This window comes from Microbacterium sp. LMI12-1-1.1, from assembly GCF_040676455.1.
Lineage (GTDB): Bacteria > Actinomycetota > Actinomycetes > Actinomycetales > Microbacteriaceae > Microbacterium.
Genome location: NZ_JBEGIA010000012.1, coordinates 387,466 through 399,838, shown reverse-complemented (window position 1 = coordinate 399,838; position 12,373 = coordinate 387,466). Strand labels below are relative to the sequence as shown.

11 protein-coding genes and 2 pseudogenes are annotated in these 12,373 nt (G+C 70.2%); 4 read left to right on the top strand and 9 right to left on the bottom strand.

All coding sequences use genetic code 11. The features are described from left to right. Window positions 1–461: 461 nt before the first annotated feature. The 6 genes and pseudogenes from MRBLMI12_RS10510 to MRBLMI12_RS10485 form a co-directional block, all read right to left on the bottom strand. Window positions 462–3,593 (bottom strand): annotated as a pseudogene (locus MRBLMI12_RS10510) (efflux RND transporter permease subunit); the annotation flags it as partial. A 117-nt stretch (window positions 3,594–3,710) separates the two neighbouring features. Further along, the gene (locus MRBLMI12_RS10505) at window positions 3,711–4,088 is read right to left on the bottom strand and encodes a fluoride efflux transporter FluC (RefSeq protein ID WP_363356393.1); all 378 of its coding nucleotides are present in this window, start codon (window positions 4,086–4,088) and stop codon (window positions 3,711–3,713) included. Further along, on the bottom strand, window positions 4,085–4,498 hold the full coding sequence (locus MRBLMI12_RS10500) for a fluoride efflux transporter FluC (protein WP_363356392.1): 414 nt from the start codon (window positions 4,496–4,498) through the stop codon (window positions 4,085–4,087). The genes MRBLMI12_RS10505 and MRBLMI12_RS10500 overlap by 4 nt, the downstream gene beginning before the upstream one ends. 135 nt (window positions 4,499–4,633) lie before the next feature. Next, window positions 4,634–5,602, bottom strand: a complete 969-nt coding sequence (locus MRBLMI12_RS10495) for a DNA topoisomerase IB (protein ID WP_363356390.1) — start codon at window positions 5,600–5,602, stop codon at window positions 4,634–4,636. A gap of 78 nt (window positions 5,603–5,680) precedes the next feature. Beyond that, the gene (locus MRBLMI12_RS10490; protein WP_363356388.1) at window positions 5,681–5,947 is read right to left on the bottom strand and encodes a DUF7218 family protein; all 267 of its coding nucleotides are present in this window, start codon (window positions 5,945–5,947) and stop codon (window positions 5,681–5,683) included. A gap of 36 nt (window positions 5,948–5,983) precedes the next feature. Next, window positions 5,984–6,871 (bottom strand): SDR family oxidoreductase, encoded by an 888-nt coding sequence (locus tag MRBLMI12_RS10485; RefSeq protein ID WP_363356386.1) that lies wholly within the window; start codon window positions 6,869–6,871, stop codon window positions 5,984–5,986. A 213-nt stretch (window positions 6,872–7,084) separates the two neighbouring features. Here MRBLMI12_RS10485 and MRBLMI12_RS10480 point away from each other — a divergent pair, with 213 nt between their 5' ends. Then, window positions 7,085–7,249 (top strand): hypothetical protein, encoded by a 165-nt coding sequence (locus MRBLMI12_RS10480; RefSeq protein ID WP_194412039.1) that lies wholly within the window; start codon window positions 7,085–7,087, stop codon window positions 7,247–7,249. Window positions 7,250–7,335: 86 nt separating this feature from the next. Here MRBLMI12_RS10480 and MRBLMI12_RS10475 read toward each other — a convergent pair whose 3' ends face one another. Then, on the bottom strand, window positions 7,336–8,124 hold the full coding sequence (locus tag MRBLMI12_RS10475; RefSeq protein WP_363356383.1) for a MerR family transcriptional regulator: 789 nt from the start codon (window positions 8,122–8,124) through the stop codon (window positions 7,336–7,338). A 273-nt stretch (window positions 8,125–8,397) separates the two neighbouring features. Here MRBLMI12_RS10475 and MRBLMI12_RS10470 point away from each other — a divergent pair. Beyond that, window positions 8,398–9,234, top strand: a pseudogene (locus MRBLMI12_RS10470) (DUF4097 family beta strand repeat-containing protein); the annotation flags it as partial. Between the two features lie 176 nt (window positions 9,235–9,410). Next, on the top strand, window positions 9,411–10,019 hold the full coding sequence (locus MRBLMI12_RS10465; RefSeq protein WP_363356381.1) for a PadR family transcriptional regulator: 609 nt from the start codon (window positions 9,411–9,413) through the stop codon (window positions 10,017–10,019). A gap of 90 nt (window positions 10,020–10,109) precedes the next feature. Here the strand turns inward: MRBLMI12_RS10465 and MRBLMI12_RS10460 are convergent, their stop codons facing one another. Next, window positions 10,110–10,649, bottom strand: coding sequence for a universal stress protein (locus tag MRBLMI12_RS10460; RefSeq protein WP_363356379.1), 540 nt, complete (start codon window positions 10,647–10,649; stop codon window positions 10,110–10,112). Between the two features lie 168 nt (window positions 10,650–10,817). On the opposite strand from MRBLMI12_RS10460, the gene MRBLMI12_RS10455 reads away from it, so the two are divergent. Further along, window positions 10,818–11,012, top strand: coding sequence for a DUF3073 domain-containing protein (locus MRBLMI12_RS10455; protein WP_308866161.1), 195 nt, complete (start codon window positions 10,818–10,820; stop codon window positions 11,010–11,012). 96 nt (window positions 11,013–11,108) lie between these two features. On the opposite strand, the gene MRBLMI12_RS10450 is transcribed toward MRBLMI12_RS10455, so the two are convergent. Continuing rightward, window positions 11,109–12,359, bottom strand: a complete 1,251-nt coding sequence (locus MRBLMI12_RS10450) for an MFS transporter (RefSeq protein WP_363356377.1) — start codon at window positions 12,357–12,359, stop codon at window positions 11,109–11,111. Between the last annotated feature and the right edge of the window lie 14 nt (window positions 12,360–12,373).

Here is a 12,373-nt window from a genome sequence, read left to right as displayed (position 1 = left end):
CCGTCGGCCGAAGGCTCAGCCGTCGGCACGGCATCGATGACGGTCGCCTCGGTGTCGACCGGCGCGTCGGCATCGGCGTCGACCGGCGCGTCGGCGTCGGCGTCGACCGGCGCGTCGGCGTGGGCGGAGGCCGGAACGTGCTCCTCGGACGCCGCGGGCACGGCGTCGACGACCGCGGGTGCGGGCGCCGAGTCCGATACCTCGACGTCGGGCCCCTCCTCGATCACCGGCACGGCGACCTCTGACACCGCACCGCGTTCGCGCTGGCGACGCTCGCGTCGCGTCTCGAGTGCAGCCGCGCCTGCCACGCCTGCCGCGACGCCTGCCGCACCTGCGGCACCGGCACCCGCGCCGCCCGCGGTCTCGCCGGTCCCCGCCGCACCGAGACCCGCGCCCACGCCGGCGCCGACACCGGCGCCGACGAGCTCACGCTCGGCCTCGGCATCCGTCCCGTCGCCGGGACCCTCGCCGTCGGGAGCCGGACCGCCGTCGCCACCGTCGTCGTCGCCGCGACCGCGGCGGCGCGCCGCGCGCCGCTCCTTCGCACCCTCGACGAGGTTGTACAGCGTCGGGAGCACGAGCAGCGTGAGCACGGTCGACGACACCAGGCCGCCGATCACGACGATCGCGAGCGGCTGCGAGATGAAACCGCCCTGTCCGGTGATCCCGAGCGCCATCGGCGTGAGGGCGAAGATCGTGGCGAGGGCCGTCATGAGGATCGGGCGCAGACGTCGCGAGCCGCCGGCGACGGTCGCATCGTGGGCCGTGAGGCCCTTCTCGCGGTACTGGTTCACGAGGTCCACGAGCACGATGGCGTTCGTCACCACGATGCCGATGAGCATCAGCACGCCGATGAGCGACGCGACGCCGAGCGGCACACCCGTGATGATCTGCAGCAGGATCGCCCCGGTCGCCGCGAACGGCACCGACACGAGCAGCAGCAGCGGCTGGCGCAGCGACTTGAACGTCGCCACCATCACGATGTAGACGATGAGGATCGCGGCGAGCAGGGCGAGGCCGAGCTGCGAGAACGCGTCCTGCTGCTGCGTCACGACGCCGCCGAGCGTCGCGTCGGCCGACGCGGGCAGGTCAGCATCGGCGAGCGCGGTCGTCACCGAGGCGGAAGCGGTCGCGAGGTCGTCGGTCGACGGGGTCACCGTGACCGTCGACGTGCGCTGGCCCGCCTCGGTCGTGATCGACGTGGGGCCCTCGCTCTGTTCGACCGTCGCGACCTCTTCGAGCGCGATCGGGCCGGTGGCGCTCGGCACCTGCAGCTGACGCAGCTCGTCGAGCGACGCCGGCGTCTCGGACGCCGCGAGGTAGACCGTCAGCGACGTGTCGTCGATCTCGACCGTGCCGATGGACCGCGGCTGCATCGTGTTCGACACCAGCGCGCCGACCGCGACCTCCGACAGGCCGAGCTGGGCGGCCTTGTCGCGGTCGACGGTCACCGCGATGTACGGCAGGGATGCCGCGAGGTTGCTCGTGACCTGTCCCACGCCGTCGGTGCCGTCGACGGCCGCGATGACGGCATCCGTCGCGGTCTGCAGCGTCTCGGAGTCGGGAGCCGTCACGTCGATCGCGATGTCGGTCGAGCCGAAGCCGCCGCCGCCGGCTGCGACCGTGATCTCACCCGCGTCGTCGAGGTCGGCGACGGCCTCCTGCACCTCTTCGCGCAACGCCACCTGGTCGACATCCGGGTCGGTGGTGATCGAGTACGTGACGCCGCTGCCGCCGCCCGAGAAGGCGTCGCGCAGGGCGGAGCCGCTCGAGCCGATCGACACCTGCACCGTCTCGATGCCGTCGATGCCGAGCAGCACCTCCTCGACCTGCTCCGCCGCGGCGCTCTCGGCCTCGAGCGAGGGCGCCGGACCGATGTCCTGCGTCATCGTGAAGGTGTTCTGACCCGAGTCGCCCAGGAAGTTCGTCTTCATGAACGGCGCGGCGGCGATCGTGCCGACGAGAACCAGCACGGCGAGCGCGAGCGTCACCCACGAGTGCTTGAGCGTCCAGCGCAGGATCGGCAGGTACGCCTTCTGCAGGCGGCTCGGAGGTGCGACCGGGTCTTCGGGGTCGATCGCAGCACCCTCGGTGTCGAGGATCTGCTTCCCCGGCTTGAGGAACCAGTAGGCGAGCACCGGCACGATCGTCAGCGCCACGAACAGCGACGCGGTCATGGCGATCGTGACCGTCATCGCGAACGGGCGGAAGAGCTCCCCCGTGACGTCGCCGACGAACGCGATCGGCAGGAACACCGCGACCGTCACGATCGTCGACGCCGTGATGGCCGAGGCGACCTCGCGCACGCCGCGCAGGATCGCGGTCGTCTTGTTCGCGTCGCCGACGTAATGCCTCTTGATGTTCTCGATGACGACGATCGAGTCGTCGACCACGCGCCCGATCGCGATCGTGATCGCACCGAGCGTCAGGATGTTCAGCGAGTACCCGAACGCCTGGAGGCCGATGAAGGTGATGAGCAGGCTCGTCGGGATCGAGATCGCCGCGACGAGCGTCGAGCGCACCGACAGCAGGAAGACGAAGATCACCAGCACCGCGAAGACGAGGCCGAGCAGACCCTCCTTCGCGAGCGTGTCGATCGACTCCTGGATGTAAGGGGCCTGGTCGAAGACGACCGTGAACTCGGCGCCGTCGAGGGAGTCCTCGAGGTCGGGAAGGATGGCGAGCACACCACGCGAAACGTCGACGGTGTTGGCCGCGGGCAGCTTCGTCACCGCGATCGTCAGGGCAGGCTCGCCGTTCACGCGCGAGACCGTGGTGACGGGGTCGGCCTCCTCGGCGACGGTCGCGACATCCGCGATGGTCTTCTCGCCGCCCTGGAGCTGCTCGGCCGTCGAGGGCACGAGCGGCAGCGCCGCGATCTCGTCGACCGACGTGATCTTCGAGCCGGTCTGCACCGTGAGCGTCTCGTCGTTCTCCGTGATCTCGCCGCCGGGGAACAGCACGCCGTTCTGATCAAGCGCGTCGGTGATCGCCTGCTGCGTGTACCCGGACGCGGCGAGCTCCGCCTGGTCAGGCGTGATCGTGACGCGCTGGCCGACGCCGCCGACGATCTGTGCCGCGTTGACGCCGGCCACATCCTCGAGATCGGGCACGACGGATGCCTCGAGCTGGGCCTGGATCGTCGCTTCGTCGTCGTAGCCGGTCACCGCCAGCTGGATCACCGGGAAGTCGTCGATGCTCGCCGAGATGACGTTCGGATCGACCCCCTCGGGCAGCTGGCTCTTGATGCGGTTGATCGCCTGCGTCATCTTCTGCTCGGCGGTCGCGAGGTCGGTGCCGTAGGTGAAGGACGCCTGCACGATCGAGGCGTTCGTGGTGCTCGTGGCGGTCGACGACTCGAGTCCCGGAACGCCCTGGATCGCTGTCTCGATGGGCACCGACACGTCGTTGCTCACGACCTCGGGCGACGCGCCCGGGTAGGTGGAGACGACGATGAGCGCGGGGAACTCGATCGAGGGGATGAGCTCTTGCTTGAGATTCGTGAGCGCGAGTCCGCCGAAGATGGCGGCGACGATCGTGATCAGAGCGATCAGAGCGCGGTTCTTGAGACTCAGGACGGCGAGGTTCGACACACGGGGCCTTCGCTGGTGTGGTGGTGCAGGGGATGCGGGAGCCCGCACGATACGGAGATGTATCGGTTGTCAGTATTTCATGCGGTTCTCATATGAGATTCCTGAACCAGGCCGCGCTCAGACCGCCGCGATCCCGCCGCCGAGCAGGAGTCCGAGGCCCGCGGCGAGCACCGCGAGCGCCAGCGTGCCGAACAGGTTGAGCGCGGCATCCCGCCGGCGTCTCCGCTGGGCGATCAGCACCGTCTCGACGGAGACGGTGCTGAAGGTCGTGTAGCCGCCCAGGAGGCCGAGACCGAGCACCAGCGACAGTTCGGGCGCGATGGCGGCACCGAGCCCGGTGATCACCCCGAGGGCGAAGGACCCCGACACGTTCACCACGAGGATCCCCCACGGGAACCGCACGCCCCCCGTCGGCGTGAGCAGCCGGTCGACGACGTAGCGGAGCCCGGCGCCCACGCCGCCGGCGAGCGCGGCGAGCAGCAGCCACGGGCTCACTCGGCGTCCTCGGGGAATTCGACGCTGCCCGGCCGGTCCACGATCCGGCGTCCGAGGAAGAGTCCGGCGAGCGCTCCCGCGACACCTGCGACGACGGATGCCGCGGCCAGCCCCGCCGCGAGCCACGGCGTGGTGACCCACAGCGCCGTCGCGACTGCGAACGCGCTGTAGGTCGTGAAGCCGCCCATCACCCCCGTGCCGAGGAAGGCGCGGGCGAGTGGACGGCGGTCGTCGAGCCAGCCGACCACGATCCCGAGGATCAGCGATCCGGCGACGTTGATGCCGAGCGTCACCCACGGCACCGCCGCCGGATCGTCGACAGGCGCGACGATCAGCGCGCGCGCGAGTACGCCGATCATCCCTCCCGCCACAGTGACCCCGAGCACGCGCGGATCGACGGGCTGCGGCATCCCTTCACGCTACTCCGGTGCCCGCGGGGCTCAACGATCGGGGGAACCCGTTCACCGGTCGTTGAGCGAGCTTGCGAGTCGAAACGCAGAGAAGAAGCGCCCTGAGCCGACGGGTGACCGCTGCTCCGGGCTGGCTCAGCTGCCGGGGCGGAGCAGGCTGCGGATGGCGGACTCGGGAGTGATCGACAGGTCGAGCAGATGCCCGTCGCGATACCGTGCGAACACGCGGGAGTCGATGTACGAGCCGCGCGCGACCGCCGGTGTGTTGCCGAGTGCCTCGGCCGTCGCCCGTACCGCGAGCGTCTCGGCCCGCTTGAGTTCGGTCTTCGTGTCGACCGTGCCGATGCGCGCCAGCGCGTCGGCCGCGAGGATCGTGCCGCGCAGGGTCCGGAAGTCCTTCGCCGTGAACCGTCCACCGGTGAGCGACCGCACGTACGCGTTGACCTCGGCCGGCGTGAGGGGCACCCGGCGTCCGCCGCGCTGCCACGCGAGCAGCGGCGAGCGGGAGCGCCCCGCGGCCAGCAGCTCGACCGCGGGGGCGAGGTCCGCGTCGTCGATCTCGAGCAGCTGCCGCTTGCCGCTCTTGCCGGGGAACGTCAGCGACACCACGGAGGCCTCCACCGAGGCGTCGCGCCGCTGCAACGTCGTGAGACCGCGACTGCCGTGCGCGGCGAGGTAGCGCTCGGACCCGATGCGCGGCGCCGCGTCGTCCAGAAGCCGGAATGCGACCGCCAGCACCCGCTCGCGGTCGAGGGCGTCGCGTCGGAGGGACGTCGTGACCCGCGCTCGCGCGCGGGGCAGCGCCTCGGCGAGCGCGAGCGCCCGCGCGAACTTGCCGCGGTCGCGGCCCGCCGTCCAGTCCGGGTGGTAGAGGTACTGCCTGCGGCCGGCGTCATCGACACCGACCGCTTGGATGTGCCCGTCGGGACGGGCGCTGATCCAGACGTCCTGCCACGCAGGCGGGATCACCAGCGCCTGGATGCGGGCGAGGTGTCGAGGCCCGGGAGGGCGGCCCTTCGCATCGACGTAGCGGAAGCCGGATCCCGCGCGCAGCCGGCGAAAGCCCGGATCCTCATAGGGCCGCGAGCGGACGAGTTTCGCCATCCGCTCACGCTACCCGGGTCGCCGGTCCCGCCGGAGCGGCCTCCGACCGGCTCGGCGGCGGGACCGGCGACCACGTCGTCAGTGGTTGCGGATCATCGAGATGAGCTCGGACTTCTTCTTGCCCGAGTAGCCCTTCAGGCCCAGCTCCTTGGCGCGCTTGCGCAGCTCGGGCACGGTGCGATCGTCGTAGTCCTTCGCGTTCGCGCCGCGCCGGCCGACCGTCTTGCGGCCCTGGCCGGCAGCCGCGTTGGAGATGCGGGCGGCCTTCTCCTTCGAGGCCCCCTCGTCGCGGAGCTCCTCGTACATCTCGCGGTCCTTGAGGCTGGACCCGCGTCGTCCTGGCATGGCTTCCTCCTTCGGTCACCGCCTCGTGGGCGGATGTCACAGGCCCTTTCCCCCGGTGACCGGCAGGATCGCGCCCGATGTATACGTCGCGTCGTTGCTCGCCAAATACACGTAGGCACCGGCGAGCTCGGCGGGCTGTCCCGCCCTGCCCAGGGGCGTGTCCTGGCCGAACGACTCGAGGCGCTCGGCATCCCACCCCGTCGCCGGGATGAGGGGTGTCCAGATGGGTCCCGGGGCGACGCCGTTCACACGGATGCCCTTCGGGCCCAGCTCCTGCGCGAGCGCCTTGATGAAGGCGACCTGCGCAGCTTTGGTCATCGCGTAGTCGATCAGTCCGGGCGAGGGGTTGAACGCCTGGATAGAGGTCGTCACGATGATCGACGACCCGGGTTCGAGGTGCGGCACCGCCGCGCGCGCGGTGAACATCTGCGCGTACAGGTTGGTGCGGAACACGCGGTCCCACTCCGCCGTCTCGAGCGTGTCGATGCCGTCGCGATCCTTCTGATAGGCGGCGTTCAGCACGAGCACGTCGAGGCCGCCGAACTCGCCGACGGCGCGGTCGACGATGTCGGCGCAGAATTCCTCCTCGCGCAGGTCGCCGCCGAGCGGCAGGGCGCGCGCTCCCGCCTCGGTGATCCAGCGGGCGGTCTCGTCGGCGTCCTCCTGCTCCTCGGGGAGGTAGGTCAGTGCCACGTCGGCACCCTCCCGCGCGAACGCGATCGCCACGGCGCGGCCGATCCCGGAATCGCCGCCCGTGATGAGGGCCCGGCGCTCGGCGAGGCGCAGCGAGCCCCGATACGAGCGCTCGCCGTGGTCCGGTCGGGGACGCGTCTCGTTCGTCAGGCCGGGCTGCTCCTGCTCCTGCGGAGGAAAGGCTCCGTCGTGGTGGGCGGTCGTCGGATCAGTGGACGGCGATGTGCTCATAACGGCGAAAATACGGGCGCGCGCGAATGCGTTCACGGGGCTTGACATCCTCGGCGCCCCGCCTTACCCGCCGTCTCGGGGGCCCCACGTATCACCGGAAAAGCAACGTCGTCAACCCCCTGGGGGCGGCGACGCCGGAGTGCCACTGTCGGTTCATGCCCACGAGGCATGCGGTGCATTCCGTGCATCGACGAAGCAGAAGGAGAACCTCCCATGAACCTCGCCCTGATCATCATCATCGTCGTCGCGATCGTTCTCGCGATCGTCGGCGGCCTCAACTCCGCACTGAGCTGGCTGCTGTGGGTGGCCATCATCGTCGGAGTCATCGCGCTGATCGCATTCCTGTTCAGAGTGATCAGCGGGAACCGCAACACCTGATCTGCAACCACGGATGTGAAGACAGCGGATGCCGCGGCCGGAGTGGGCCGCGGCATCCGTCTGTCTTGCTGGGGGCTGTCCGCGGACTAGAGCTGCGCCTCCGCGTACACGCGGAGCGCGTCGCGGACGAACTCGGCGCCGTGGGTGCCGCCCTCGCTCGTCGCGTAGTTGGCGCCGAAGCGCGGATCGGCCACGTACATCTCGCCGAGACCCAGCACGTAGCCCTTGATGTCTCCACCGCCGGAGCCGGCCGCAGCGGCCGGCGTTCCCGGGATCCCGGTCAACCACTCGACGTGGCGCTTCGCGAGCGCCTGAGCCTCGTCGCTGTCGGGGGCGATCCCGGCCTCCGCGGCCGCGATCCAATCCCGGCCGAGGTCGGCGACACGCTTTTGCCACGCGGCCTTCTCGTCGGCGCTCATCGAGCGCCACCAGCGGTCGCTGTCGGCGTACGCCTTCTTGCCCCAGCGGTCCTCGACCTCGTCCTTGTACTGCGTGTGGTCGAAGCCGTCGAACATGTTCTCTGCCATCAGTCCTTCACCTCCTCTCAGTGCTTCGATGGTGTTCTGCACCGACGCGATCTGCCGCGTCAGCCGGTCCTGCTCCTGGCGGAGCCACGCCAGGTGGGCCTCGAGAGCCGACTCCTCGGCGGTCTCGCGTTCGAGCACGTCGGCGATCTGGGGGAGCCCCAGCCCGAGCTCGCGCAGCAGCAGGATGCGCTGCAGCCGCACGAGTGCCGTCCGGTCGTAGTAGCGGTAGCCGTTGTGGCCGATGCTCGACGGCGGCAGCAACCCGATGTCGTCGTAGTGGCGGAGCGTCCGGCTGGTGGTGCCCGCCAGTTTCGCGATCTGCTGGATAGACCATTCCTGCTCGTCCATGTCGCCCTCCTCTCGTGGTTCGCTCACCACGGTAAAGGTTGACGTTGCGTCAAGGTCAATCCCCAGCATCCACTCCTTTGCAGGTTTGGGGCGCGTCGCGAACACTTGGGGCGCACGGCGCGCGCCCCAAGTGTTCGCGGTGCGCCCCAAACCCGGAACAACCTGACGATCTGGAACGCACCCTTGACAGATACGCGATATATCGTGTTACTCTGCACATACGCGATATATCGCGATACGCATCACCCCCAGAGATACGCAGGAGAAACAGTCATGACCCTGGAGAAGTGGATCATCCACCCGGGCGAGACGCGCGTCATCGACATCGAGACCGTGCGCACGCTCAAGATCGGACTCGTCGGCGGACAGATCGACGTGATCGCCCACGACGAGCCCGGCATCCGCATCGAAGTGCACGACGTCACCGTCAAGGACCTCCGCATCGAGGTCGCCGAGGACCACGTCGAGATCGACCACCCGCAGCTGCGCTGGGACAACTTCCTCGAGGTGTTCCGCAACTTCGGAGCAGGCGGCCCCAAGGCCGAGATCAGCGTCGCGGTCCCCCGCGGTGTCGCTCTGACCCTCGGGGTCGTCAGCGCCAGCGCCCTCGTCTCGGGCCTGCGCGGCGACGCCTCGCTCAACACCGTCTCGGGCGACATCATCGTCGACGGCCTCACCGGCGATCTGTCGGTCAACGCGGTATCGGGCGACGTGCAGGTGCGCGAGCTCGTCGGCGCGCTGAACGCCAACAGCGTCTCGGGCGACGTCGCCGCGACGGGCACGCTGCGCAAGGCCACCATCGACACCGTGTCGGGCGCCGTGCTTGTCGACTCGACCGGCGACATCCTCTCGGTCGGTCTCAACACCGTCAGCGGCAGTTCGACCGTGCGCCTCGATGAGGGCTACCCGGCCAACTACGTCATCCGCAGCGTCAGCGGCCGCGTCCAGGTCGACGGCGTCGTGCGCCGCGGCAACGGCACCGGCCCGACCACGAACTACTCCGGCTCGGTCGGCGAGCTCAGTGGCAGCTTCGCCGACGTCCGCGCGCACAGCGTGTCGGGCGACATCACCGTGCTGCGCCGCGCTGCCGCTCCTGGGGCGGATGCCGCGCCCGCTCCAGGTGTGGCTGACGCGTCGCCCGGCGCCTCCGGGCGCGTGGACCCGGCCGCGCCCGCAGAGCCCGAGCCGACGACCGCCCCTGCGCCGGACGCCGCCTCCGGCGAGGCCGCCGGCGACGAGTCGACCGCGCGCGAAGCGGCGGCCGGCTTCGACCGAGGAGAAGTGTGATGACTCCGGTCTTCTCGCACGGCGATCTGCGCCTGTATCTGCTGAACCTGCTCGATGAAGGGCCGCGCCACGGCTACGACATCATGCAGGCCCTGTCGGACCGCACCGGGGGCACCTACACCCCGAGCGCCGGCACCATCTATCCACGTCTGGCGAAGCTCGAAGAGGAGGGGCTCGTGACCAAGTCCGTCGAGGGCCGCAAGACCGTGTACGCGATCACCGAGGCGGGCCACGCCGAGGTCCAGTCGCGCGCGGGCGACCTCGAGGGCATCGAGGCCGGGCTGGCCGACTCGGTGCGTCTCATCGCCGACGAGGTGCGCGGAAGCGTCCGCGAGGCGATGAAGAGCCTGCGCGCCGACCTGGCTGCCGCCTCTCGCGAGGAGCGCAAGACGACGCCGCAGCCGTCCGGCGAGGACGACCCGCGCGTGCGCAGCCGCGAGCAGATGCAGCGGCTCGACGCCGTGGTCAACGAGTTCCGCGCGAACGTCCGCGGCGACGTCCGCGTGCACGTGGCGCGAGGCGGCGAGCTCGCCGCCTCCCTCGTCGACCAGGTCACGAGCGAGCTCGACCGCGTCGCCCGCGACATCACGCGCACCCTGCGCGGCTGAGCCGCGGCATCCGTCCGGAATCTCCCCCGGAAAGGCGAAGGGTGGTCCCGCTTCGGCGGGGCCACCCTTCTGCGTCGTGCAGAGACCCGCTCAGGAGGGCCAGATCTCCTCGTCGTCGGGCACGGGCTCCCCGAGCGGCACGATCAGGATCGAGCGGTGCTGCCGGTGCGCCAGGCGCGCGCCGACCGAGCCGGTGAAGAACTCGCGGACCGACTCGCCGAAACCGCGCTTGCGCGTGCCGACGACGATCAGCCGGGCGTCGATCTGGTCGGCGAAGTGCTTGATCGCCATCGCGGGGTCGCCGACCAGCTGGCGGACGGTCCACCGCGGCCCGGCATCACCGAGGACGGATGCCGCGGCATCCTGCACCTTCGCCAGCTCACCCTCCCCCGCCGCGATGTTGATGTCGATCGGCGCGGAGTGGACGTACCCGTCGGGGTCTTCGTACGTGACGAAGCGCGTCACGTCGACGTGGACCACGACCAGCGGCACCTGGAACAGCTTCGCGTAGCGAGCCCCCTCTTTCAGGACGCGCGTGGACTGGTCGGGGATCACTCCCACGATCACGGCGCCGTGGAGGCTCTCGTCACTCGTCGCATCGCCTTCGGGCTCGGATGCCTCATCGGTCATATGTCCGCACTCCTCCTACGCCGGTGGGGCCGCAGCCGCCGGGTTACCGGGGCTCCGTGTTATCCTGAATGCTACTCTTACCGGTTCGAAGCCGGATTCGTGAATGCCCGGGTTTGCGCGGCCCAGAGCCCGCAGAATAGCCCGCGACCTTAAATGAGGGGGTCTCGCATGGGGCGTGGCCGTCAGAAGGCGAAGCACACCAAGATCGCCCGTGAGCTGAAGTACGACACGTACAACGTGAACTACTCGGCACTCGAGCGCGAGCTCGGTCACCATGAGGACGAGTTCGTCGACAAGTGGGCCGACCAGTACAACGACGAGGACGAGGACGAGACCTCGCCTGTCTCGTCGTCGCAGGCGTAACGACTCGCACGGCGGTCACCGTTGCGGTGACCTGACCGATCGAGGCGAGGGCACCGTGCGACGGCGCCGCGGCTTGGCCGACGGACGACGGATGCCTCACCAGGCGCCGTGTCGCCGCTCCCAGTCGTCCTCGACGGTGTGCGGCTGCGCCGCCACGACGCCGGCGGGGATCGCTGCGGCGACCACGGCGGCCAGCACGATGAGCGGGGCGGTCCACGAGTCGGTCGCGTCGTGGAGGAGCCCGATGCCGACGGGGAAGAGCGCCGCGATCGCGTAGCCGCCGCTCTGCACGAAGCCGCTGAGCGCCACCGCGCCCTCGTGTGTGCGGGTGCGCAGGCCCAGAAGCACCAGGATCATCGGGAACAGCAGCGGCGCGAGGCCGAACAGCGCGACCCACAGCCACGGCGCAGCGGTCGGCGCGAAGAGAAGTCCCGCGATGCCGGCCAGGCCCGTCCCGACGGCGACGCCGAAGAGCACGCGCGTCGCGCCGGCCCGCGTGACGAGCAGAGGCACGGCCAGTGACGCGGGCAGGCCCATGAACCCGAACAGCGCCAGCAGAACCCCGGCCACAGCGGGGGTGACGCCCGCGATGTCGACGAGGATCGTCGGCAGCCATGCGAACGCCGTGTAGGCGAGGGTGCTCGACACGGCGAAGCCCACGAGCAGCGCCCACGCGATCGGCAACCGCCACATGCGTCCGAAGGCGCGGGGACTGGGCTGCTCGATGTCGTCGTCGGATGCCGCTGCTGCGCGGCTCTTCTCGGCGGCGGCGTGCCGTACCGCCAGTCCGATCCACGGCACGGTGGCCACCAGAGCGAAGACGGCCCAGAGCCCCAGCGAGACGTGCCAGTCCGAGGCATCCGCGACCGGCACCGCGACGAGGGGCGGCAGGAAGGTCGCGAGCGCCATCGTCGTCGAGAAGACGGTCGTCATCAGGCCGACGCGGTCGGGGAAGTACCGCTTCACGAGAGGCGGCAGCAGGATGTTTCCCACGCCGACCGCGGCGAAGATCAGAGCCGTGCCGGCCAGCAGCAGACCGGCGCCCGGTGCGAGGCTGCGGACGATCAGTCCGAGCGCCACGACGACCATCGCCACGACCGCCAGCCGTTCGAGCCCGAACCGCCGTTCCAGGGCCGGCGTGAGGAGGCCGAACACGGCGTAGCAGACCGGCGGTGCGGTGCCGATGAGGCCGATCACCGCGGCCGGCACGTCGAAGTCGACCGCGATGTGGTCGTACAGCGGCGACAGCGATGCGACTGCCGAGCGCAGTGAGAAGGCGAACAGCACGATGCCCACGAGGGCGAGCGCTCGCCCCTGCCAGAGGGGTCGGGACGAGGGGGAACTCACCCATCAACCCTAGG

What these genes read in the sequence shown, in the direction of transcription:
- MRBLMI12_RS10490 (WP_363356388.1), bottom strand. Translation starts at nt 5,947, where the DNA reads ATGCCAGGACGACGCGGGTCCAGCCTCAAGGACCGCGAGATGTACGAG.
- MRBLMI12_RS10495 (WP_363356390.1), bottom strand. Translation starts at nt 5,602, where the DNA reads ATGGCGAAACTCGTCCGCTCGCGGCCCTATGAGGATCCGGGCTTTCGC.
- MRBLMI12_RS10475 (WP_363356383.1), bottom strand. Translation starts at nt 8,124, where the DNA reads ATGGACGAGCAGGAATGGTCTATCCAGCAGATCGCGAAACTGGCGGGC.
- MRBLMI12_RS10500 (WP_363356392.1), bottom strand. Translation starts at nt 4,498, where the DNA reads ATGCCGCAGCCCGTCGATCCGCGCGTGCTCGGGGTCACTGTGGCGGGA.
- MRBLMI12_RS10480 (WP_194412039.1), top strand. Translation starts at nt 7,085, where the DNA reads ATGAACCTCGCCCTGATCATCATCATCGTCGTCGCGATCGTTCTCGCG.
- MRBLMI12_RS10485 (WP_363356386.1), bottom strand. Translation starts at nt 6,871, where the DNA reads ATGAGCACATCGCCGTCCACTGATCCGACGACCGCCCACCACGACGGA.
- MRBLMI12_RS10455 (WP_308866161.1), top strand. Translation starts at nt 10,818, where the DNA reads ATGGGGCGTGGCCGTCAGAAGGCGAAGCACACCAAGATCGCCCGTGAG.
- MRBLMI12_RS10465 (WP_363356381.1), top strand. Translation starts at nt 9,411, where the DNA reads ATGACTCCGGTCTTCTCGCACGGCGATCTGCGCCTGTATCTGCTGAAC.
- MRBLMI12_RS10460 (WP_363356379.1), bottom strand. Translation starts at nt 10,649, where the DNA reads ATGACCGATGAGGCATCCGAGCCCGAAGGCGATGCGACGAGTGACGAG.